The following is a 22192-nucleotide window of genomic DNA, read 5'->3' as shown; positions in this document are numbered from 1 at the left end:
TGGTCCATCTCGCCGTGGTCCATCTCGCCGTGGTCCATCTCGCCGTGGTCCATCTCGCCGTGGTCCATGCCCCCGTGGCCCCCATGATCCACGTCGTCGGGGATCTCGGGCTCCTGCGGCCGTTCCCGGGCGTCCGCCCGGTGGTGCGGGGTGTCGAGCAGCAGCGCTGCGGCGTCGTCGAGGGCGGGTCCCACCCCTCCGGGCGAGGTGATGTCGGCACGGACCCGAGGGCCGGGCATCTGCTCCCAGAGCCGGTCCACGAGCTCCGAGAGCTCGGGGCCGGGGACACCGCACACGGCGAGCAGGTCCGCGTCGGCCGGTGCCCAGGCCGGCCGCCACCCGCGGCGGAGCATCTGCTGCTCCAGCTCCATGCGAGCGTCCCAGTGCCCCGGGACCTCGACGACGAGGACCTGCGCGGCCCGGACCGCGAAGCGGGCGAGGAGTTCGTTCAGGCCCATCGGAAAGCTCCTTCCCGCCAGGCCCAGGCCACGGCGACGAGCAGGGCTCCGAGGAACAGGAACATCTCCACCACCGCGGAGATCCCCTTCTCGATCACCACCACCGCCCACGGGTACATGAAGAGCATCTCGACGTCGAAGGCCAGGAACACGATCGAGGCGAGGTACCAGCGGGCGTGGAACCGGGACAGCGCGTGCTCCTGAGGCATCCACCCGGACTGGGCGGGCAACGCCGTCAGCGGGGCGGCCGCGACGGCGGCAGCGCGGTGCAGCGCGTAGAGAAGGACGACGAGGGACAGTGCCACCAGGGCCATCGCCACGATCCCGGAATACATGAGGGTCTCCTCCGTCCGCCGTCACCTCGCAGTCTGTCACCGGGCGGCGGGGAGATCACCCTGTCGGGCGGCGACCTCCCACCGGTCGAGGCGTGTCGGCCCGGTGGTCACCGCGACGGCCGGAGCGGCAGCCGCTCCGGCCGTCGGTCAGATGCTCGACCGTGCTCAGCCCAGTGCGGCGAGAAGGTCGGCACAGGCCTGCTCGCAACGGCGGCAGGCCTCGGCGCAGACCTTGCAGTGCTCGTGCATGCTCGCGTGCTGCTCGCACTCGTCGCCGCAGGCCTTGCACGCGGCGCGGCACGCCTCCAGCGCCGCCCGGCTGACCTCCACGTTGTTGCCGGTCTGCCGGGAGAGCACCCGGCCGGTGCTCTCACAGACGTCGGCGCAGTCGAGGTTCTTGCGGATGCACGTGGTCAGCTCGGCGACCTTGTCCTCGGCCAGGCAGGCGTCGGCGCAGGCGGTGCAGGTCTGGGCGCACTCGAAACAGGCGGCGATGCACTCGGCCAGCTTCTGCCGGTCGATGTTCCCCAGCTCCTTCGGGTAGGTCTCCAGCATCGAGGTCACATGCGTCATGGTCTCGCTCCTTCGTCCGTTCTGCCGTGGCGCGGACCGGCCGGAACCGGCCCGCCGTGCAATCGACAGTAGACTGCTGATTCAGTGGATTGAAGCCCCCGCCGTTGAAGATTCTGTGAAGATCCCGCGTCACGAGCCGGATCGGGGCGACACGGCCGGTGTCTCTGCCTCCATCGGCGACAGGCCGTTCACCCTGCTGAGTGCGGCCCCGCCTCGCACCCGGAATTGACCACCGTTCTCATTGGATTGAGAATGGGTCTCATGAAAATTTCCTCCGCCCCGCCGGCCGCCGCCCCAGCGGACCGCGCGGCGATCCGCACGGAGGACCTCACGGTGGTCCTCGGCGCCGCTCCCGTGCTGCGCGGGGTGGACCTGACCGTGGCCGACGGCGAGGCCGTGGCCCTGATGGGCGGCAACGGCTCCGGGAAGTCGACCCTGATCAAGGCTCTGCTCGGCATCGTGCCCGTCGCCTCCGGCGAGGCCCGGCTCTTCGGCGCCGACGTCACCGGTGCCCGCCGGCACGTGCCGTGGTCGCGCGTCGGGTACGTCCCCCAGCGCGTCGGCGTCGGCGCCGGGGTGCCGGCCACCGCGCTCGAGGTCGTCGCCTCGGGACTGACGGGACACCGCCGGCTGCGCCCGGGCGCCGGCGCCCGGCGCGTGTGCCTCGACGCCATCGAGCAGGTCGGGCTGGCCGACCGGGCCCGCGAGAGCGTGGCCATCTTCTCCGGCGGCCAGCAGCAGCGAGTGCTGATCGCCCGGGCCCTGGTGCGGCAGCCCCGGCTGCTGCTGCTGGACGAGCCCCTGTCCGGGGTGGACCAGGTCTCCAAGGAGGCCATCGCCCGCATCCTCGCGAAGCTACAGGCCGGTGGCACCACGCTGCTGGTCGTGCTGCACGAGCTGGGCGAACTGGCCCCCCTGCTGGACCGCGCCGTGGTGCTGCGCCACGGGCGCATCGTGCACGACGGCAGCCCCCCGCTGCCGGCTCCGGGCCACGACGCCCCCGACCACGAGCACCTGCACCCCCACGGGGACGCGCCCGCTGCCGTCCCGGCAGCTCCCGACCTCCACGGAAAGCCGCAGTGACCATGATCGACACCCTCACCGCCATGCTGGCCAGTCCACTGATGCAGCGCGGTCTGCTGATCGCCGCCCTGGTGGGGATCTCCGCGCCGGTGATCGGCACCTACCTCGTGCAGCGGCGCCTGGCCCTGCTCGGTGACGGCATCGGCCACGTGGCCCTGACCGGCGTGGCCATGGGCTGGCTGGCCGGCTCCGCGGCCGGGCTGACCTCGCGCGACGCGCTGGCCGTTCCCGGGGCGGTCGTCGCGGCCGTCGTCGGCGCGGTGCTCATCGAGGTGATGCGCACCAAGGGGCGCACCAGCGGGGACGTGGCCCTGGCCCTGCTGTTCTACGGCGGCATCGCCGGCGGCGTGCTGCTGATCGGGATCGCCGGCGGCACCTCCGCCAATCTCACCGGTTACCTCTTCGGGTCCATCGCCACCGTCACGCCCCTGGACGTGTGGCTCACCGCCGGGCTGGCGGCGGTGGTCCTCGGCGTGGGGCTCGGCCTGCGCCCGGCCCTGTTCTCCCTGTGCCACGACGAGGAGTTCGCCCTCGCCACCGGGCTGCCGGTGCGGTTCCTGAACATCCTGGTGGCCGTCATGGCGGCCCTGACCGTCTCCGTGTCGATGCGCGTGGTCGGCGTCCTCCTGGTCTCGGCCGTGATGATCGTCCCGGTGGCCGTCGCCCAGCTGGTCACCCGGTCCTTCGCCGGCACCATGGGGGTGGCCATGGCCGTGGGGGCCGGGGTCTGTGTGACCGGCCTGTCCGTCACCTACTTCTATCCGCTGTCCCCCGGGGCGACGATCGTGGTGCTGGCCATCGCCTGCTACGTGCTGACCCTGATCGTCCGCCCCCTCGTGGGCGGCACCCGGCGCCACGGTGCCCACGGCGCGGACCGTTTGCACGACGCCGAGGACGACCTGCAACTTCGAGGAGCATGACCATGTCCCGGACCACCCGGCAGCGCTCCGCGCTGGCCGAGCTGCTCGCGCGGACCCCGGAGTTCCGCTCCGCCCAGCAGATCCACGCGATGCTGGGGGAGGAGGGGGAGCCCGTCTCCCTCGCCACCGTCTACCGCAACCTCAACGCCCTCGCCGAGAACGGGGAGGTGGACGTGCTCGCCACCGAGGGCGGCGAGAGCAGGTACCGCCGGTGCGTGCGCACCGAGCACCACCACCACCTGGTGTGCCGCCGCTGCGGGCACACCGTGGAGGTCGCCGAGACGTCGGTCGAGCGGTGGGCCGCCCGGACCGCCCGACGGCACGGGTTCTCGGAGGTCTCCCACGAGATCGAGCTCCACGGCATCTGCGACACCTGCCGCCGTGGTTCCTGAGCCGGCCGGCCCGGAGCGTTTTGACAACGATTCTCGATTTGTCTGAGAATTGTTCTCATGAACCTCTCGCGCGGCCTCGCCGTCCCGTTGTCCCTGATCGCCGCTCTCGCGCTGTCCTCCTGCGCCACCGGCTCGGCTGATCCCGCTGCCACGGCCGGGGGTTCGGACGGGGCGCTGGACGTGCAGGCCTCCTTCTACCCGCTGCAGTACGTCACCGAGCGCGTCGGCGGGGACCACGTGCAGGTGGAGTCGCTGACCCCCGCGGGGGCCGAGCCGCACGACCTCGAGCTCTCCCCGGCCACCGTCGACGGACTGCGCACCGCGGACGCGGTGGTGTACCTCTCCGGGTTCCAGCCGGCGGTCGACGACGCCGTGGCCCAGGCCGCCCCCGAGCACGTCCTCGACGCGGTGCATGCCGGCGTGGAGGGCGAGGAGGCGCACCCGGCCGAGGAGCACGAGGAGGCCGGGTCGTCCCACGGCGGAGAGGCCCACGGCGACGACGCCCCTGCCGAGGAGGCCGCCGGCGACGACGGGCACGGCCACGCGGGAGAGGACCCGCACTTCTGGCTGGACCCCGAGCGGCTGGCCGCGGTGGCCACGGAGGTCGCCCACGAGCTGGCCGCGGTCGACCCGGACAACGCGGCGGCCTACGAGTCCAACGCCGAGCAGCTGACCACGGAGCTGGCCGCCCTGGACCAGGAGTTCACCGAGGGTCTGGCCACCTGCGAGCGGGACACCATCGTGGTCTCCCACGACGCCTACGGCTACCTGGCCGACAAGTACGACCTCGAGCAGGTGTCCGTGGCCGGGTTCGAGCCCGACACCGAGCCCTCCCCGGCCCGCCTGGCCGAGATCGGCGAGGTCGTCGAGGCCGAGGGCGTCACCACGGTGTTCTCGGAGTCCACGGTCAACCCGAAGGTCGCCGAGACCCTCGCGGCCGAGCACGGGATCGAGACGGCGGTGCTGGACCCGGTGGAGGGCCAGGTCGACGGAGACGCCGACTACCAGCAGGTCATGCGCACCAATCTCGAGGCCCTGCGCACCGCGCTGGACTGCGCCTAGACCCCCGGCCCCGTCGGGGTGACGACGGCGGCACCGGCGGCGTGCCGGCCACGGATGCCGAGGCGGTCGCCTCCGGACTGCTGCACCGCCGTCGTCGTCTGCAGGGCCGGGGCCTCCCGGGCGTTCCGCACTGCTAGAGTACAGGTGCACAGTGGCGCACATGTGCACCTGAGGAGGCGGCATGCTGGGCGTTCTGGGACACCAGGTCTACCGGCGGCTGTTCACCGCCCAGGTGGTGGCCCTGCTCGGCACCGGGCTGCTGACCGTGGCGCTGGGCCTGCTGGCCTTCGACCTGGCCGGAGCCCGCGCCGGGGCGGTGCTGGGCACGGCACTGGCGATCAAGATGATCGCCTACGTGGCGGTGGCCCCCGTGGTCAACGCCGTGGTGGCCCGTCTGCCCGTGAAACCGGTGCTGGTCGGCGCCGACGTCGTGCGGGCGGCGATGGCCCTGTGCCTGCCGCTGATCACCGAGGTGTGGCAGATCTACCTGGTGGTGTTCGTGCTGCAGGCGGCCTCGGCCACCTTCACCCCGGCGTTCCAGTCGGTGATCCCGGCGGTCCTGCCGCGAGAGCGCGACTACACGAGCGCGCTGTCCCTCTCGCGGCTCGCCCACGACCTGGAGGCCCTGGTCAGCCCGGCGCTGGCCGCCGTGGCACTGAGCGTGCTCGGCTACCACGACCTGTTCCTGGGCACCGCGGCCGGGTTCGTCGCCTCCGCCGCGCTGGTGCTCTCCGCGGCGCTGCCGGCACGAGCCGCGGGCCCCGGGGACCCGGGCTCCCTGTGGTGCCGGACCACCCTGGGAACCCGGATCTTCTGGGGCACGCCGCGGCTGCGCTCCCTGCTGGCCCTGGACCTCGCGGTGGCGGCCCCGACCGCCCTGGTGCTGGTGAACACGGTGGTCTACGTCCGCGAGGCGCTGGGCCGTCCCGGAACGGACCTGGCGCTGGCCCTGGCGGCCTTCGGCGTCGGTTCCATGGTGGTGGCGCTCTGCGCTCCCGCGGCGCTCGATCGCTTCGGCAACCGAGCGGTGATGCTCACCGGTGCCGGCGCCGTTCCTCCGGTGATGCTGGTGACCACGTTGCCGTCCTTCCGGGCCGGCGAGGACACCGGGTGGTGGGTCCTGCTGGGCCTGTGGGTGCTGCTGGGCGCGGCCACCTCGGCGGTGCTCACCCCCTCGGGGCGGCTGCTGCGGGACGCCTCGGACGAGGCCACCCGCCCCTACGTGTTCACCGCCCAGTTCTCGCTCTCCCACGCCTGCTTCATCCTCACCTACCCGGTGGCCGGGTGGGTCGGCGCGTCCGCGGGACTCGGCTGGTCGGCGGCCGTGCTGACCCTGATCGCCGCGCTCGGGGCCGGGGCGGCGATCGCCTCCTGGCCGCGGTGCCCACCGCGCACCAGCGTGGTGGGGGAGGATGGGGCCCGTGAACACCACGTCTGAGAGCACCACGGGTGCCGCCTCCCTGCGGCACGAGGTGGCCCCGGCCCCGGAGCACCTGGCGGCGGCCACCGCGACGCTGCGGATGCTGGCCGAGCCGACCCGTCTGCACCTGCTGTGGCTGCTCACCCACGGCGCTCGCAGCGTCACCGAACTGACCCGGGCCACGGGGGCGCCCCGCACCGCGGTGAGTCAGCACCTGGCCAAGCTGCGGCTGTCCGGGATGGTCGAGACGCACCGCTCCGGCCGGCACGTGATCTACTCCGTGCCCGACGGCCACCTGGTCCGTCTGATCCGCGAGATCGTCAACCACACCGACCACCGGATCACCGGCGAACCGGTCCACGACTGACGCTGTGCCCGACCGCCCGGCCCGGAGCGGCATCCCGACGAAGGAGTCACCATGTCCGCACTTCCGACCGGTCGCGTGCTGGTGGTCGACGACGAGGTCGACCTGGCGCAGCTGATCGCGGGCTACCTCCGCAAGGCGGGACTGGAGGCTGCGGTGCGCCACGACGGATCCGAGGCCGTGACCGCGGTGCGGGAGTTCCACCCCGACGTGCTGGTCCTGGACCTCGGGCTGCCCGGGGTCGACGGGATCGAGGTGTGCCGCCAGGTGCGGACCTTCTCGGACTGCCACGTGTTGATGCTCACCGCCCGGGACGACGAGGTCGACAAGATCGTGGGGCTGTCCGTGGGCGCCGACGACTACGTGACCAAGCCCTTCAGCCCGCGCGAGCTCGTGGCCCGGGTGCAGGCCATGCTGCGCCGGGCCCGCACGCAGCCTGCGCCCGGGCCACCCCCCACGCCGGGGCAGGAGCTGGTGAGCGGTGACCTGGTGGTGGACGAGGACTCCCGCGAGGTCCGCCTGGCCGGGGAGCCGGTGGCGCTGACCAGGATCGAGTTCGATCTGCTGGCGGCGCTGGCCGCCCGCCCGCAGCTGGTGCTCTCCCGCCGCCAGCTGGTGGAGCTGGTCTGGGACACCGCCTGGACCGGGGACCCCCACCTGGTGGACGTGCACATCGGGCGGATCCGCAAGAAGCTCGGCGATACGGCCGCCAGCCCGAGGTTCATCCACACCGTGCGCGGCATCGGCTACCGGATGGGCGCCGGGCGATGAGCACCACCACCACCGGCCGCGCCCGGGCCTGGGGGCCGCTGACCGTGCGGCTGATGCTGGCCCAGACCGCGGTGCTGCTGGTGGGGCTGGTGATCGTGGTGGTCGCCGCGGTGCTGATCGGGCCGACCATGTTCTACCACGAGCTCATCGAGGCCGGTCACGCCGACGAGGCCACCGGGCTGGTGCACCTGGACGACGCCTTCCGCTCGGTGAGCCTCACCGCGCTGGCCATCGGCGGTCTGCCCGCGCTCTACATCGCCGGGCTGCTCACCTACTACCTCTACCGCACCATCAGACGCTCCCTGGACTCCTTCAGCACCGCCGCCCAGGAAGTGGCCTCGGGCAACTACGAGGTGCGCGTGGCCTCGGCGAAACTGGGGCCGGAGTTCGACTCCCTGGCCTCCTCCTTCAACGAGATGGCCGCCAGGCTCGCCTCCGTGGACACCACCCGCCGCCAGATGCTGGCCGACCTCGCGCACGAGATGCGCACTCCGCTGGCCAGCCTCAAGGGACACCTGGAGGGCGTCGAGGACGGGGTGGTGGAACTCGACGAGCACACCACCGGGATCCTGCACGCCCAGATCACCCGGCTGGAGCGACTGGCCCGCGACATCCGCCAGCTCACGGCCGCCGAGGAGGGCACGACCCGGCTGCAGCTCACGCCCCAGGACCCGCAGCACCTGGCGGACCAGGCGGTCGCGGCGATCGAGCCCGATGCCCTCGGCAAGGGCGTGTCGATCACCTCGGTGAGCACCGGCCCGGAGGTGACCCCGGTGCCGCTGGACCCGGAGCGGATGGGCCAGGTGCTGAGCAACCTGCTGGAGAACGCCCTGCGGCACACCCCGCCGGGGGGCACCATCGTGCTGCGCACCGACCACTCCCCGGAGGCGGTCACCTACACCGTCACCGACTCCGGGGAGGGCATCAGCGCCGCGAACCTCCCGCACGTCTTCGAGCGCTTCTACCGCGCGAACACCGGCCGGGAGGCCCACCGCAGCGGCTCGGGGCTGGGACTGGCGATCAGCAAGGCACTGGTCGAGGCCCAGGGCGGGACCCTGGAGGCCACCAGCGACGGTCCCGGGCACGGGGCCAGCTTCCGGATCCGGCTGCCCCGGAACCGGCCCACCGGCTGAGCCTCCTCCCGGGGCGCCGAGGCCCCGGGACCCGAGCACGACGACGCCTGGGCACGACGACGGGCCGTGCCCCACCACTCGTCGACCAGCGGCGGCGGGCACGGCCCGTGCGGTGCAGCGGCTCCTACCGGCGCGAGGTCCCGGAGGTCCCGCCGAGCACGAGCCGGCGGGTGCCTTTCACGGACAGGCCGATCACCCGCTCCAGGGGGCCCTGGCCGAGAGCCCGGTGCCAGGCCACCGCGAACAGCGCCGCGACCGCCAGGTGGATGACGTACCAGAGGTAGGGCTGGTCGTAGTGGGCCTCGAAGGACAGGGCCACCAGGTGGGCGGTGTAGAGGGTCAGGGTCATGACCCCCATCGCCGCCAGCGGCAGCAGCCGGGCCTCGGTCTTGCGGGCGATCAGCAGGAAGGCGCCCAGCACGGCCAGGCTCACGCCCAGGCTGGCCGCGATCGCCAGCGGGGTGTTGGTGTGCGGGGTGGCGATCGCCAGCCACCACACCGTGGAGGTGGGCAGGGAGTCCGGGCCCCAGATCAGGACCTCGGCCAGTTCCTCCTCGCCCATCGCCGAGGCGTCCAGCAGCCGCTGGTAGCCGCCGAAGGCGTAGAGCAGGAAGTAGGAGGTGGCCTGGGCGAAGATTGCCACCCCGATGCCGGTGACCAGCAGCCGGATCTGGACCTCCTGCTTGCGCAGGTTCAGCCGCCCGAGCCCCATGCCGACCAGCAGATAGGTCAGGTACGGCAGGGCCGGGTAGGACCCGGTGAGCAGCAGCTGGGAGGCCGTGGCGCCCGGCTCGGTGACGAGGGTGGTCAGGGTGGGGTTGTAGGAGCTCCAGGCGGGCAGCTGGTCGAGCAGGCCCTGCATCAGCAGCGGGGACACGAGCCCGAAGACCGCCGCGGAGCCGAAGAGCGCCTTCGGGCCCGCGTGCAGGAACGGGATCGCCAGCAGGAAGAACACCCCGTAGTAGATCAGGATGTTGTAGGCGGGCGGGTCCTCGGGCATCAGGGTGCCGATCCACAGTCCCACGGCCGCGATCAGCACGGCACGCACGGCCAGGCCGATCCGGTCGGCGGTCATCGCCTTCCCCGTGTGCGGGTGGCGTCCCCCGGAGGTCAGGGCCAGCCCGACCCCGGCCAGCAGGGCGAACAGGGCCGCGGAGTCCCCGGAGAACACCCGCCAGGTGAAGCTGGCCTCCCCGGTCTCCTCGTTCCAGGACGGCAGGATGTGGATGGCCATCAGCCCGACCAGCGCCAGGCCCCGGGCCGCGTCGATGCCCACCAGCCGGCGGGTGGGCCGGATCAGGGCCTCTCCCGGTCCCGCTGGATCGGTCTTCTCCGCTCGTGGCATCGCGCTCATGACTCCCCCCTGATCGAGCCGGCCCTCTTCGGGGCCGATCTGTCTTCAGGGTGTCGTCCGCGTTTGGCGGTGACCTCGCGGAATCCTCAAGATTCCATGAAGCTTCTCCGGGCGGCGAGGGTCGGCGCACCCCGGCCGTCGTCCGGTCGCGACCGAGCGGTGGCCGGGTCAGGGCAGCTGCGGGTCCACGCCGTAGTGCTCGGCCAGCTGCGTGATCACGGCGTGGGCGCCCTGGATGCTCACGGAGGCCACGAAGGTCTCGTCGTCGACCGGCAGGACCTCGCCCTCGAGCCGCTCCCAGAGCGGGTTGGTCGTGAAGCGCTCCTCCTGCTCCCGGGAGGCCTCGCCCTCGGCGCCGTCCGGCGCCCAGGTGCTCACCATGACCAGGTCCGCGTCCGCCTCGAGGATCTGCTCCTGGGACAGGGGCACGAAGATGCTCTCGGTCGTGTCGGGCGCCCCGTCCGGGCGGGGGATGCCCATGTCGGCCATGATCTCGCCGATGAAGGAGTCCGAGGAGTACAGGCGTGCGGTGTCCTCGCCCGCGAAGCGCAGCAGCGAGTACGTGGCGTCGGGGTCCTGCGCCAGGATCGCCTCGCCCACCGCGGCGGCGCGCGCCTCGTAGTCGGCGACCTCCTGCTCGGCCTGCTCCTGCTTGCCCAGGGCCTCTCCGAGGAGGACCACGTTCTCCTTCCACGTCGGCCCGGTGGACTCGGAGAAGACCGTGGGGGCGATCTTCTCCAGCTGCGGGTACAGGGCCTCCTGGCGGACCTTGGCCGAGACGATGAGGTCCGGGCCGAGCCCCGCGATCTGCTCCAGGTCCGGCTCGGCGATCGTGCCGACGTTCACGGCGCCGGCCGTCTCCGCCGAGACGTCCCCCAGGTAGTCGGCGAACGGGTCCTCCGGGTCCTGCCGGTACTCGGCGTAGCCGACCAGCTCCGCGTCGAGCAGCAGCGCCGCGTCGACGTAGCTGGGATCCAGCGCGACCACGCGCCGGGGCTCCTCCTCGATGACGGTCTCGCCCATCGCGTGGGTCATCGTCAGGGGATATCCGGCGGCCGTGTCGCCGGTCCCGGCCGAGGCCGGCGCCGGGGACCCGGTCGCAGGGCCGGCGGCAGGCTCGGTGCCGCCGCACGCCGTGAGGGCGAGCAGGGACAGGCCGAGAACGGCGGCGGGGAGGGTCTTTCCAGGGGTCATGGGGAGGGCCTTCGGTCGGGCGGATCGGGCGGCAGGTGAGGTGAGCCTCACCTCACTGTGGCAGACTGTAGCAGTCCGCTCGGCATTAGCTCACACATCCCTGACGTAATCGAGGTGGCATGGCCCTGTCCCCGGCAAGCCGGCCCCCACGTGCCCCGGTGCTGCGCCGGGGGCAGTGGCTGGCCGTGCTGCTCGCGGTGGCTCTGGGCGCCGTGGTGCTGAGCGTGTGCGTGGGCGGGCGGCCCTCCACCCCGGCCGAGGCCTGGCACGCCGTGCTCACCCCCACGGGCACCGTCATGGACGTGACCATCCGCGAACTGCGCTGGCCGCGCACCGTCACCGCCGTGGTGGTGGGGACCTGTCTCGGCCTGGCGGGGGTGCTGGTGCAGGGCCACACGCGCAATCCGATCGCCGACCCCGGCCTGCTGGGCATCAACCAGGGCGCCGCCCTGGCGATCGTCGGCGTGACCGCCGCGGCTGGCGCCGTGGCCCCGCTGACCCAGGCGCTGCTGGCCTTCGGCGGGGCCCTGGCGGCCGTGGTGGTGGTCTTCCTCATCGGCTCCGCCGCCCGGCACGGGGCCACGCCCATCACCCTGGTGCTGGCCGGGGCGGCCGTCTCCGCCCTGTGCACCGGGCTGGTCTCGGCCATCGTCCTGCTGGACGACCAGGCCCTGGACACCCTGCGCTTCTGGCAGGTGGGCTCCGTCGCGGTCCGCAACGGCTCCCTCGAGGTGCTCTGGCCCTTCCTGGCCCTGGGGCTCGCCCTGACCGCGGCCAACGTCGGCGCGCTGAACAGCCTCTCCCTGGGCGAGGACGTCGCCCGCGGCCTCGGGGTCTCCGTGCTGCGGGCCCGGATCACCGGGATCGCGGCGATCACGCTGCTCGCCGGTGCAGCCGTGACCCTGGCCGGGCCGATCGCCTTCGCCGGGCTCGTGGTCCCGCACGTGGCCCGTGCCGTGATGGGCACGGACTACCGGTGGCTCGTCCCCGCCGGTGCGCTGGCCGGGGCGGCCGTGCTGCTGCTGGCCGACACCGCCGGCCGGGTCGTCGCCCGGCCGGGGGAGCTGTCGGTCGGGGTGGTGCTGGCCGCCGTCGGCGCACCGTTCTTCGTCCATCTCGCCCGCCGCCGGAAGCCGGCCACCGCATGACCTCGTCCCCCGCCGCCCCGACCCGGGCCCGCACGCCGCCCGCCGCTCCGGGGGCCCCGCCGCCGGGACCGTTCCGCTCCGTCCGGGCGCTGCGCGCCGGGCCCGTCTCCGTGCGGGTGCACCCCCGGGCGCTGGCGGTCTCGGCCGTGCTGGTGGTCCTGGTGGCCGCGGCCGCGGCCCTCCACGTGGCCGTGGGCGGCACCCCCATCCCGTACCCGCAGGTCCTCGCCGCGCTCGCCGGCCGGGCGCCGGACGCCGCCGTCCAGCTGGCGGTGGTCGAGTTCCGCGCCCCGCGCACGGTGGCCGCCGTGCTCGTGGGCGCGTGCCTGGCCGCGGCGGGTGCCATCACCCAGACGGTCGCCCGCAATCCGCTGGCCAGCCCCGACATCCTCGGTGTGACCTCCGGGGCCTCGGCGGGCGCGGTCGCCGTGCTGATCCTCGGGCAGGGCGGGGCGGCCGGACTCAGCGGCGCGGCCGCGACCGTGGGCATGCCCGCCGCGGCCTTCGCCGCCGGCACGGTCAGCGGCGTGGCCGTCTACCTGCTGGCCTACCGGCACGGGGTCGACAGCTACCGGCTGATCCTGGTGGGCCTGGGGGTCTCCGGGTTCACCACCGCGCTGACCACCTGGATGCTCACCCTGGGCGACGTCACCAGCGCCGCCCAGGCCCTGACCTGGATGACGGGCTCGCTCAACGGCAAGGACTGGACCCTGGTGCGCCCCATGGCGGGCGTCGCGGCCGCCCTGGTCGGCGCGGCGGTGCTGTCCGGCCGGTGGCTGCTCCTCTCGTCCCTGCACGAGGACACCGCGGTGGGCCTGGGGCTGCGGCTGGGGCGGGTGCGGGTGGTGGCCCTGAGTCTGGCCGTGCTGCTGGCCTCGGTCGCCACCGTGGTCGGCGGTCCGCTGGTGTTCGTGGCGCTGGCCTCACCGCAGATCGCCCGTCTGCTCACGCGGGCCCCGGTGCCGCCCGTGGCCGTCTCGGTCCTGGTCGGGGCGCTGTTCGTGCTGGTCGCCGACACCGCCGCCGCCCACCTGCTGGCGGTGCCCCTGCCGGTCGGCGTCGCCACGGCCGTGCTGGGCGCCCCGTACCTCATCCACCTCGTCCTGCGATCCCAACGGAGGACTGCATGAGCCCCCTGCCCGCCACCGCCCGGCTGGAGGCCCGGGACCTGACGCTGGGCTACGACGGGAGGCCCGTCGTCGAGCGCCTGTCCCTGGCCGTCCCGGAGGGCCGCGTCACCACGGTCCTCGGCCCCAACGGGTGCGGCAAGTCCACCCTGCTGCGGGGGATGGCGCGCCTGCTGCGCCCGCTCGGCGGCACCGTGACCCTCGACGGCGAACCGCTCGACCGGCTCTCCACCCGGCGGATCGCCCAGCGGCTGGCCGTCCTGCCCCAGGGACCCACGGCCCCGGAGGGCCTCACCGTGGCCGACCTCGTCTCCCGCGGACGCCACCCGCGGCAGCGCTGGTACCAGCAGTTCTCGCACGCCGACGAGGACGCCGTGCACCGGGCGCTGGAGGCCACCGGCATCGCCGAGCTCGCCGGGACCCCGGTCGACGAGCTCTCCGGCGGACAGCGCCAGCGCGCCTGGATCTCGATGACGCTCGTGCAGGACACCGAGATCGTGCTCCTGGACGAGCCCACCACGTACCTGGACCTGGCCCACCAGGTGGAGATCCTCGAGCTCGTCCACCGGCTCAACCGGGACCTGGGCCGGACCGTGGTCATGGTGCTGCACGACATCTCCCTGGCCGCCCGCTTCTCCGACCACATCGTGGCCATGGCCGGCGGGCGCGTCGTCGCCCGGGGCACGCCCGAGGAGGTCGTGACGGCGGAGCTGCTCGCCGAGGTCTTCGGCCTGCGGGCGCAGGTCGTTCCCGAGCCGGTCAGCGGCCGCCCGCACGTCATCCCGCTGGCCCGGATCGCCGCGGACTGACCACCGGCGCGTCCACGGCAATTGCGGCACGGAAAAATTCGCTATCCATTGCCCCAGGTGAGGCGCATCCTGGAAGGGTCCGACCTGGTCGGGGCAACAGGCACCGGCCCGGAGATCCTCCTGGAGGAGAAGTCATGGCCACCACCGAGTTCGCTCCCGTCTCCGACTGCACCGTGGGCCAGTGCTCGTTCAACCACGACCACGAGTGCACGGCCCACGCGATCACCGTGACCGGCAGCGCCGGCCACGCGCACTGCGGCACGTTCATCTCGCTGGGCCCCGACGGCGGTCTGCCCACCGTGCACGCGGAAGTGGGCGCGTGCCAGCGCGGGGAGTGCGTGCACAACGAGCACCTGATGTGCACCGCCCACGACGTGAAGATCGGTGCGGGCGCCGACGAGGCCGACTGCCTCACCTACCAGGCCGCCTGACGCGGCCCGGCGTGCCCGGCCTGGCGTGCCCGGTCAGCGGCCGGGCGGCGGCGGCGTAGCGTAGAGCGTCCGGGAGCGGTCACCAGGCCGTTCCCGGACCGACCCGCCGCACCGCTAGGAGACAACGCCCGTGGAACCCCTGCCGCTGGAGCCCCTCACCCGCTTCCTGACCGTGGAGCACGCCGCGGACCTCAGCGGGCTGGCCGCGCGCATCCCGGGATCGGGCTTCCTCTGCTTCTACCCCAACGACGAGGAGTACGCGGGTTTCGCCGACGGGACGGGCCGGCTCTGGCTCCGGGGCGACGACGCCACCCCCGCCCGGGAGCTGCTGGAGGTGCTCGAGCCGCCGTTCCGCATCGCCTACCCCGTGGCTCCCTCGGTCACCGGCGACGAGGAGGCGGTCGTCTCCGCCGGGGTGCTGCAGACCCCCGAGGAGCTCGAGGCCTACCGCGCCCGCTTCACCGACGTCGAGGGGGAGGCGGACCTCGACCACCAGGCCCACGCCGTGGACGCCGTCGGCCAGCACTGGACCCTGATGGCCGGTGCCGACGCGGGGGAGGTGCTGGCCCTGTGCTTCGGGCGGGACGAGGCGGGCGTGCCGTTCTCCGAGCAGACCACGTTCACCGCGGAGTCCCTGCCCCTGCCCGTCACCGTGGTGGAGCTCGACTGAGCTCAGGCCCCGGTCGGACGGGCTGTGCGGCGTCGCGGGCGTGAGCGGTCAGGCGGCGTCCGGCACACCGGCGCACAGGCCGTCCCGCTCCCGGGCGCCGGCGGCCGCAAGAGCCGCGCGCACGGTGCCGAAGTTCGCGGCGGTCTCGGCCACGGCGCCGTCCACGGTGGAGGTCGCGTCCAGCTCCGCGGCGGCGTGCAGCCGGGCCAGCGTGCCGTGCAGGTGGACGCTGCGCAGCACCGGCACCCACTGGCCGTGCCCCGCGGCGTCGGTCCAGCCCACGAGCCCCGCGAAGGCGCCGCGGGGGCGCGGCTCGAGCTCACGGATCAGGGACATGGCCTCCCGGCCCGGGGTGCCGGCGGCAGCACGGTGCAGCGCCACCGCGGCGTGCAGCGCACTGGTGCCCCGGTGCAGCCGGCCGGTGAGGCGGGTCGCGAGATGCCAGGCGGCGTCGGTGCCCAGCACGCTGGGCTGCGCAGGCACGTGCAGCGACGCGGCGTACGGTGCCAGGCCGCGGGCCAGGTGCTCGACGACGTGCTGGTGCCGCCGGCGCGCGGCGGGGGAGCGCAGCAGGGACTGCTGAGCGGCCGCGTCGCCCGAGACCGTGGGGTGGCGCGCGGCGCAGCCGGTGTGGGGGTGGGCGGCGAAACCGGCCGGGCCCACCTCGGCCGTGAGCTCCGGGCCCGCTCCGAGGACTGCGCCGCCGTCCCGGGGCCGCACCAGGAAGGCGTGGCCGCCCGCGGCGCGGGCCACGAGCTCCTCCCACAGCCGGTCCAGGTCCACGGGGGCGGGCAGCTCCAGGTCCAGGGCGCGGGCCAGCACCAGGTGCTGCGCGGCGCCGCGGCCGATCCGGTCGAGGGCCTCGGCGAGCGCCTCGCGGTGGTCCGCGTCCGGCGCCGGGACGGAGGGTGCGAGCTGCCGGGCCAGGGGCACCGAGGACTCCGGCGCCGGCCGGGGTGACCAGACGGGCCGCTCGGCGAGGAACAGGTCGGCCGGCTCGTCCGGGTCGAAGGGGACGGTTCCGCACAGCACCGGCCCCGTGGCGCGGCGGGCGCCGGAGTCGAACGCCTCGCAGGTGGCCTCGCCCAGGCGGGCCAGCGCCGCCTCGATGCCGCTGCCGGTGATCGGGGCGGCGGGCAGCGTCCGGTCCCGCCGCGCGAAGAGGACCCCACGGCGGCCCGCGAGCACGAGGTCGCTGTCGAGGCCCGCAGCCGGTGCGGTCTCCGGGGGGAGGGGGGCGAGCGCCACGGCGGGAGGCGTCGTGCCACGGGTCATGCGCGGGGCCTTCGGTCGGGCGGATGGGGGCAGGTGAGGTGAGCCTTACCTGGTGGTGGAGGGAACTGTAGCAGGTCGATCCGGATTAGCTGACACATCCCTGCCCTAATTCCCGCGAAGGTGTGCGTCGGCCGGCGTGCTCGGCGCCGCGGCCGTCCCGCGCACGGGTCCTGCCGACAGGTCCTGCGGCTCCGCGCGCCCCGTCGAGGAGCCCGAGGACGGGGCGCACCCCTACCGGGAACGGTCCTGGGACTCCCGGACGGCCAGGAGGCCGCCGGCCAGGAACGCCACCGTGGCACCGAGGACGACCAGCAGGGGGACGGTCCAGCCCCCGGTGCCGGAGTTCAGTGCGCCGATCAGGGGTGGACCGACGGTCGCGGCCAGGTACCCGCTGCCCTGGATGCGGGCGGAGGTCCCCGCGGCCTCGGCGTCGGAGCGCACGATGCGCGCGACGATGGAGAAGATCGTGGTGAAGCCCCCGCCCTGGGCGATGCCGCCGACGGCGGACCACAGGAGATAGCCGTCGGGGGCGAGCAGCAGCCCGACGGGCAGCGCGATCCACAGCCCTCCGACGAGGACCACCGGCGTCCACGCCGGGGCCCGGTCGGCCAGCAGGGGCACCCCCAGGGCGCCGGCGATGGCGGCGACCTGGAACAGGGAAGCGCTGGCTCCGGAGGCGGCCAGGCTCAGCCCCCGGGTGTCGGCCAGCAGGGTGGGCAGCCAGGCGGTGATGGAGTAGTAGGAGAAGGCCTGCCCGCAGAAGGCGAACGTCAGCCACCAGCCGACGCGCCGGATCTGGGCGGCGCCCCGGGCCTGCCTCAGCGCTCCGGTGGCCGTGCTGGGTTCGGTGGGGGTGGGGGCCGCGGGGGGTGCGCCGGTCCGGCGGCGCGCCACGACCAGCCAGAAGACCAGGGCCACCACGGTCAGGGTGCCCCAGGCGACCAGGGCCCAGCGCCAGCCGACCGCCGCAGCCAGCGGTGCGGTGCCCAGGGCGGTGATCATGGACCCGACGTTGAGGGCGGCGGTGTAGGCGGCGGTCACCGTGGGGATCCGGCGCCAAGGGACGTCGCGGCGGATGATCACCGGGACCACGATGTTGCCCACGGCGATCGCGGCGCCGATGACCACGGTGCCGGCCAGGACCACCGCGGTGGGGCCCGCCGAGCGGATCACGGTCCCGGCCAGCACGCCGCTCAGGCACGCCAGGACGGCAGCCTCGGGCCCGAAGCGTCCGATCAGCTTGGAGGCCAGCGGGGTGACCAGGGCGAAGAGCAGCACCGGCAGGCCCGTGAGCAGGCCCGCGGTCGCCGCCGAGAGACCCAGCTCGGACTGGATCTGCGTGATCACCGGCGTCGGGGCGATGATCGGCCCGCGCAGGCTCAGCGCGACGAGCACGATGCCGACGACGACCCACGGCAGGGCGCGCGGCGTCAAAGTGCGCGAGGTCATCTCAGCGGCCCCGGACGGAGTGGGGCTGCGGGGACCGGCGGGCGGTGCGGTGCGCGGCGGTCTCCGGGCACGACTGGGACGGGATGCTCATGGCGGCTCCTGGGACAGGACGAGGCGTGGCGTGGGCGCGGAGGCGCTTCCGGTGGCCTCCTGCCGGTGGAGCAGGTGCCACTGCCAGCCTGCCAGATCCCGATCGGGGCACATGCCTCGGGCGAGCGCGAACGACGTATATCGTCCATGGAAGATCTACAAAGATAGCTACTGTGTAGTATGTCAAGTACGCTACGATATGTTTCATGTCTGAGATCAGCCGCTTGTTGGACCTCGAATCCATCTGTCTGGACGAAGCGGCCGGGGACTGGCGCACCGCCATCGCCCTGGCCGGTCAGGTGCTCGAGCGGCAGGGCGCCATCACCGCCGAGTACACCCAGGCCATGATCACGAGCGTCGAGGAGAAGGGGCCCTACATCGTGGTGGCGCCGGGCTTCGCCTTCGCCCACGCCCGGCCCTCGGAGGCCGTGCACCGCACGGCCATGTCCTGGGTCCGGCTCGCCCAGCCCGTGGAGTTCGGGCACGCGGCGAACGACCCCGTGACCCTCGTCGTCGCCCTCTCCGCGAAGGACAAGAAGGATCACCTGCAGGCCATGCGCACGCTGGCCACGCTGCTGGGCTCGCCGGAGACCCGGACCGCCCTGGACACCGCCGCGACGCCCGAGGAGGTGCTCGCCGTGCTGACCCAGGAGGCCCCGGCGGCGCCCGCCCGGGACTCGACGGCGGAGGCGCCCACCCACGACTCGACGGCGGAGGCGCCCGCCGTCGAACCGGCGGGGGAGCGGAACGGGGGCGGCCCGGACAGCCGCAACAAGATCCTGACCGTGTGCGGCAACGGCCTCGGCACCAGCCTGTTCCTGAAGAACACCCTGGAGCAGGTGCTCGACCGCTGGGGCTGGAGCAAGTACCTCACGGTCGAGGCCACTGACACCATCTCCGCGCGCGGCAAGGCCAAGGAGACCGACCTGATCCTCACCTCCGGGGAAATCGCCCGCACCCTCGGGGACGTCGGCGTCCCCGTGAAGGTGATCGAGAACTTCACCAGCACCTCCGAGCTCGACGCCGCCCTGCGCGAGCTCTACGACGTCTGAAGGCAGGCACCCCGTGAACTGGCTCGTCAGCATTCCCGAGTTCCTGGTCAGCGAGATCCTCGCCGTCCCGGCGTTCCTGATCGGCATCATCACCGCCGTGGGCCTGGCCGCCCTGCGCAAGAGCACCGGCCAGATCATCGGCGGCGCCATCAAAGCGACGCTGGGCTTCCTCCTGATCGGCGCCGGGGCCACCCTCGTGGTGGCCTCCCTGGAGCCCTTGGGCGCCATGATCCTGGGCGCCACCGGCGCCCAGGGCGTGATCCCCACCAACGAGGCCATCGCCGGGATCGCCCAGGCCGAGTACGGCGCCCAGGTCGCCTGGCTGATGATCCTCGGCTTCGCCGTCAGCCTGGTGCTCGCCCGCTTCACCCCGCTGCGCTACGTCTTCCTCACCGGCCACCACGTCCTGTTCATGGCTACGATGCTGACCATCATCCTGGCCACCGCCGGCTACGACGCCTGGGTGACCGTGTCGCTGGGCGCCCTGCTCCTGGGCATCCTGATGGTCTCGCTCCCGGCGCTCGCCCACCCGTGGACCCGCCGGATCACCGGCGACGACAGCGTGGCCATCGGCCACTTCGGGACCGCCGGGTACATCGCCGCCGGCGCCGTCGGGCAGGTGGTGGGCAAGAAGAGCCGGTCCACCGAGGACACGAAGCTGCCGGAGGGCCTGCGCTTCCTGCGCGACTCCATGGTGGCCACCGCGCTGTCCATGGCGCTGATGTACGTGGTCCTCGCCGTGCTCTTCCTGGTCCGAGCCGGCACCGAGGAGGCCTTCACCGCGTTCGACGGCGGCGCCACCGGCGTGGGCAATTACATCATGATGTCCATCACCCAGGGCCTGCAGTTCGGCGTGGCCGTGGCCGTCATCCTCTTCGGCGTGCGCACCATCCTCGGCGAGCTCGTCCCGGCCTTCCAGGGCATCGCCGCGAAGGTCGTCCCCGGCGCCATCCCGGCCCTCGACGCGCCCATCGTCTTCCCGTACGCGCAGAACGCCGTGCTCCTGGGCTTCATCTCCAGTTTCGTGGGCGGGCTGATCGGGCTCCTCGTGCTGTCCGTGTGGCTCAACCCCGCCCTCGGCATCGCGCTGATCCTGCCCGGCCTGGTGCCGCACTTCTTCACCGGCGGCGCGGCCGGTGTCTACGGCAACGCCACCGGCGGGCGCCGTGGCGCCCTCGCCGGCGGGTTCGTCAACGGCCTGATCATCACGTTCCTGCCCGCGTTCCTGCTCTCGGTCCTGGGGACCTTCGGCTCCGAGAACACCACCTTCGGGGACGCCGACTTCGGGTGGTTCGGCATCGCCGTGGGCTCCGCCGCCAAGATCGGGTCCGTCGGCGGCATCGTGCTCATCGCGCTCATCGGCTTCGGCCTGCTCGCACTGGCCGTGCTCGTGCAGCGCAAGGTGGTCGACGCACACTGGGACCCGTCCCCCGGCCGCGCCTGGCCTGGGAATGCGGCCGGCGAGGAGACCGCGGCGGCCCAGGCGGCGAGCCCTTCCCGGGTGTTCCCCAAGATCGCCCCGCCGAAGGGTGCGCCCGCTCCGCCGCCGCCGCCCAGCTGACAGGGCTGCCCGCCGCCTGACACGGCTCACCGGTCCGGCGCGTCGGGGATGGCACGCCGGCGGCGGCGGGGTCAGGAGTTCTTGCCCCGCGCGGCCACGGTCCAGCGCTCCAGCAGCGTCCCGCCGCGCACCACGGCCACGTCGTCGACGAGGTTCATGGTGAGGCACACGTGGTTGGGGATCACCCGCAGGCGCTCGCCGAGGGCGGGCAGCGGGGCGTCCTCGGGCCAGACGACGGTGGCGTGGTGCTCGGACAGGGCCGTGATCCGGGCGTCCGGGTGGTCCATCAGCCGCCCGTACCCGGTGGCCCAGGCCGGGCGGTCGCTGCCGAGGACCTTGCTGCCGGCGTCGAGGACGACGCGCCGCGGCACCTCGTCCTGGCCGCCGCCCCCGGCGCTGCTCGCCGTGCCGCCCTCGTGCCGGCTGACCACGGTCGCGGCCACGGTCAGGGCGATGTCCTCCGGGGCGCACCGGCCGAGCTCCAGCTGCTGGGCGTCGCCGAAGACGTAGACCCCCGGCCGCACCTCCGTGGCGGCGGTGCTGTCGGTCAGCAGCGCGCTGGGCGTGGATCCGCCGCTGCGGCGCAGCACCTCGAACCCCGCGGCCTCCAGCTGCCCGGCGGCCCGGTCCAGGGCCCGCTGCTCCTGCGCGGCGGCCTCGACCGGCATGCCCGGGGCGTAGCTGTGGCCGGGAAAGGTGAAGACGCCCTCGACGCGCAGCCCGGCCCGGGCCGCGGCGCGGGCGACGTCCGCGGCGGCGTCCGGGTGGACCCCGCTGCGGTGGTGGCCGCTGTCGACCTCCACGAGCACGGCGACGTCCCCCGCGGCGTCCCCCAGCTGCTCGCCCATGACGGCGGCCGCCTCGGCCGAGTCCGTCCCCACGCTGATCCGGGCGGTGGCGCTCAGCCGGCGCAGGCGATCCGCCTGGCGCGGGCCGACCCACAGCGGATACGCCACGAACAGGTCGTCGGCCCCGTGCGCGGCGAAGACCTCGGCCTCCCCGAGCGTGGCCACGGTCAGCCCGGCCGCGCCCGCGGCGAGCTGCAGGGCCGCGATCTGCGGGACCTTGTGCGTCTTGGCGTGCGGGCGCAGGTGCAGCCCCCGCTCGCGCACGGCCGCGGCCATCCGCTCGATGTTGTGCTGGAGCACGTCCCGGTCGATCAGGACGTCCGGGGTGTCGACTGCGTCGGGAATGCGGTGCACGGGGCTCCTCGCCGGTGGAACGATCTGGTGGGCTGCACCCAGCCCAGGGCCCCTCTTCCCACGGGCGTCCCGGACGGCGGCCGTCGGCCCCTCCGCCGCCGGTCCTGGCCGGTGCCGTGCTCCAGCACGGGGCGAACGGCCGTCGCGTCATGTTGACGTGGGTTTATGGGCCCTTCACAGATGAGCATGGGTAGCCGGGTGCGCGGGGGCGTTTTGAAGCGCGTGTTGTGAGTCGTGGGTAGAGGTCGAGGCCTCCAGGATGGGTAGCGACCAAGCAACCTGATCCATGAAGGCCTCGACGTGTCTCATGCTATCTGCG

Annotated in this window: 22 protein-coding genes and 1 pseudogene; 15 read left to right on the top strand and 8 right to left on the bottom strand. The window is 73.7% G+C overall.

Annotation, left to right across the window (positions count from 1 at the left end):
* The 3 genes and pseudogenes from ACPYN7_RS17445 to ACPYN7_RS17435 all read right to left on the bottom strand — a co-directional run.
* A pseudogene (locus ACPYN7_RS17445) lies at window positions 1-458 on the bottom strand (hypothetical protein); the annotation flags it as partial.
* Complete coding sequence (locus tag ACPYN7_RS17440; protein ID WP_424348491.1) at window positions 449-793, bottom strand: NADH-quinone oxidoreductase subunit A; 345 nt, start codon at window positions 791-793, stop codon at window positions 449-451. The pseudogene ACPYN7_RS17445 and the gene ACPYN7_RS17440, both read right to left, overlap by 10 nt.
* Window positions 794-958: 165 nt before the next feature.
* On the bottom strand, window positions 959-1366 hold the full coding sequence (locus ACPYN7_RS17435) for a four-helix bundle copper-binding protein (protein ID WP_424348490.1): 408 nt from the start codon (window positions 1364-1366) through the stop codon (window positions 959-961).
* 261 nt (window positions 1367-1627) lie between these two features.
* On the opposite strand from ACPYN7_RS17435, the gene ACPYN7_RS17430 reads away from it, so the two are divergent.
* The 8 genes from ACPYN7_RS17430 to ACPYN7_RS17395 all read left to right on the top strand — a co-directional run bounded on the left by ACPYN7_RS17430 (window position 1628) and on the right by ACPYN7_RS17395 (window position 8511).
* The gene (locus tag ACPYN7_RS17430) at window positions 1628-2449 is read left to right on the top strand and encodes a metal ABC transporter ATP-binding protein (protein WP_424348489.1); all 822 of its coding nucleotides are present in this window, start codon (window positions 1628-1630) and stop codon (window positions 2447-2449) included.
* On the top strand, window positions 2446-3369 hold the full coding sequence (locus ACPYN7_RS17425; protein WP_424348488.1) for a metal ABC transporter permease: 924 nt from the start codon (window positions 2446-2448) through the stop codon (window positions 3367-3369). The genes ACPYN7_RS17430 and ACPYN7_RS17425 overlap by 4 nt, the downstream gene beginning before the upstream one ends.
* A gap of 2 nt (window positions 3370-3371) precedes the next feature.
* The gene (locus ACPYN7_RS17420) at window positions 3372-3761 is read left to right on the top strand and encodes a Fur family transcriptional regulator (protein WP_058874211.1); all 390 of its coding nucleotides are present in this window, start codon (window positions 3372-3374) and stop codon (window positions 3759-3761) included.
* Between the two features lie 57 nt (window positions 3762-3818).
* Window positions 3819-4823, top strand: coding sequence for a metal ABC transporter substrate-binding protein (locus ACPYN7_RS17415; protein WP_424348487.1), 1005 nt, complete (start codon window positions 3819-3821; stop codon window positions 4821-4823).
* 181 nt (window positions 4824-5004) lie between these two features.
* Entirely contained in the window at window positions 5005-6261 is a 1257-nt protein-coding gene (locus ACPYN7_RS17410; protein WP_424348486.1) for an MFS transporter, read from the top strand.
* Window positions 6245-6610, top strand: a complete 366-nt coding sequence (locus ACPYN7_RS17405) for an ArsR/SmtB family transcription factor (protein WP_231738367.1) — start codon at window positions 6245-6247, stop codon at window positions 6608-6610. Before ACPYN7_RS17410 ends, ACPYN7_RS17405 begins: the two co-directional genes overlap by 17 nt.
* A gap of 51 nt (window positions 6611-6661) precedes the next feature.
* Complete coding sequence (locus ACPYN7_RS17400; RefSeq protein ID WP_424348485.1) at window positions 6662-7378, top strand: response regulator; 717 nt, start codon at window positions 6662-6664, stop codon at window positions 7376-7378.
* A complete protein-coding gene (locus tag ACPYN7_RS17395; RefSeq protein ID WP_424348484.1) occupies window positions 7375-8511 on the top strand; it encodes a sensor histidine kinase in 1137 nt (378 codons plus the stop codon). Before ACPYN7_RS17400 ends, ACPYN7_RS17395 begins: the two co-directional genes overlap by 4 nt.
* Before the next feature lie 124 nt (window positions 8512-8635).
* Here ACPYN7_RS17395 and ACPYN7_RS17390 read toward each other — a convergent pair whose 3' ends face one another.
* Both ACPYN7_RS17390 and ACPYN7_RS17385 read right to left on the bottom strand, forming a co-directional pair.
* Window positions 8636-9865 carry a heparan-alpha-glucosaminide N-acetyltransferase domain-containing protein gene (locus ACPYN7_RS17390; protein ID WP_424348483.1) on the bottom strand — a complete coding sequence of 410 codons (1230 nt, stop codon included), beginning with the start codon at window positions 9863-9865 and terminating at the stop codon, window positions 8636-8638.
* A 168-nt stretch (window positions 9866-10033) separates the two neighbouring features.
* Window positions 10034-11059: an ABC transporter substrate-binding protein gene (locus ACPYN7_RS17385; protein ID WP_058874216.1), complete on the bottom strand. Its 1026-nt coding sequence runs from the start codon at window positions 11057-11059 to the stop codon at window positions 10034-10036.
* Window positions 11060-11178: 119 nt separating this feature from the next.
* Between ACPYN7_RS17385 and ACPYN7_RS17380 the strand changes: the two genes are divergently transcribed.
* The 5 genes from ACPYN7_RS17380 (at window position 11179) to ACPYN7_RS17360 (ending at window position 15244) form a co-directional block, all read left to right on the top strand.
* Window positions 11179-12207: a FecCD family ABC transporter permease gene (locus ACPYN7_RS17380; RefSeq protein ID WP_424348482.1), complete on the top strand. Its 1029-nt coding sequence runs from the start codon at window positions 11179-11181 to the stop codon at window positions 12205-12207.
* Entirely contained in the window at window positions 12204-13337 is a 1134-nt protein-coding gene (locus ACPYN7_RS17375; protein WP_082697072.1) for a FecCD family ABC transporter permease, read from the top strand. The genes ACPYN7_RS17380 and ACPYN7_RS17375 overlap by 4 nt, the downstream gene beginning before the upstream one ends.
* On the top strand, window positions 13334-14143 hold the full coding sequence (locus tag ACPYN7_RS17370) for an ABC transporter ATP-binding protein (RefSeq protein WP_058874218.1): 810 nt from the start codon (window positions 13334-13336) through the stop codon (window positions 14141-14143). The genes ACPYN7_RS17375 and ACPYN7_RS17370 overlap by 4 nt, the downstream gene beginning before the upstream one ends.
* Before the next feature lie 134 nt (window positions 14144-14277).
* Complete coding sequence (locus tag ACPYN7_RS17365; RefSeq protein ID WP_058874219.1) at window positions 14278-14574, top strand: DUF1540 domain-containing protein; 297 nt, start codon at window positions 14278-14280, stop codon at window positions 14572-14574.
* 130 nt (window positions 14575-14704) lie between these two features.
* Window positions 14705-15244 carry a hypothetical protein gene (locus tag ACPYN7_RS17360; protein WP_058874220.1) on the top strand — a complete coding sequence of 180 codons (540 nt, stop codon included), beginning with the start codon at window positions 14705-14707 and terminating at the stop codon, window positions 15242-15244.
* 48 nt (window positions 15245-15292) lie between these two features.
* On the opposite strand, the gene ACPYN7_RS17355 is transcribed toward ACPYN7_RS17360, so the two are convergent.
* Both ACPYN7_RS17355 and ACPYN7_RS17350 read right to left on the bottom strand, forming a co-directional pair.
* A complete protein-coding gene (locus ACPYN7_RS17355) occupies window positions 15293-16519 on the bottom strand; it encodes a chorismate-binding protein (protein ID WP_424348481.1) in 1227 nt (408 codons plus the stop codon).
* Between the two features lie 231 nt (window positions 16520-16750).
* A complete protein-coding gene (locus ACPYN7_RS17350; protein ID WP_424348480.1) occupies window positions 16751-17968 on the bottom strand; it encodes an MFS transporter in 1218 nt (405 codons plus the stop codon).
* A 296-nt stretch (window positions 17969-18264) separates the two neighbouring features.
* Between ACPYN7_RS17350 and ACPYN7_RS17345 the strand changes: the two genes are divergently transcribed.
* Window positions 18265-19110, top strand: coding sequence for a PTS sugar transporter subunit IIA (locus tag ACPYN7_RS17345; protein WP_058874223.1), 846 nt, complete (start codon window positions 18265-18267; stop codon window positions 19108-19110).
* 13 nt (window positions 19111-19123) lie between these two features.
* Complete coding sequence (locus ACPYN7_RS17340; RefSeq protein ID WP_058874224.1) at window positions 19124-20671, top strand: PTS ascorbate transporter subunit IIC; 1548 nt, start codon at window positions 19124-19126, stop codon at window positions 20669-20671.
* A gap of 71 nt (window positions 20672-20742) precedes the next feature.
* On the opposite strand, the gene ACPYN7_RS17335 is transcribed toward ACPYN7_RS17340, so the two are convergent.
* The gene (locus tag ACPYN7_RS17335; protein ID WP_424348479.1) at window positions 20743-21873 is read right to left on the bottom strand and encodes an alanine racemase; all 1131 of its coding nucleotides are present in this window, start codon (window positions 21871-21873) and stop codon (window positions 20743-20745) included.
* Window positions 21874-22192: the final 319 nt, after the last annotated feature.

Source organism: Kocuria sp. CH-021 (genome assembly GCF_049716185.1).
Taxonomy (GTDB): domain Bacteria; phylum Actinomycetota; class Actinomycetes; order Actinomycetales; family Micrococcaceae; genus Kocuria; species Kocuria cellulosilytica.
The sequence above is the reverse complement of the archived record's forward strand: the minus strand, read 5'-3'. Positions and strand labels throughout refer to the sequence as shown.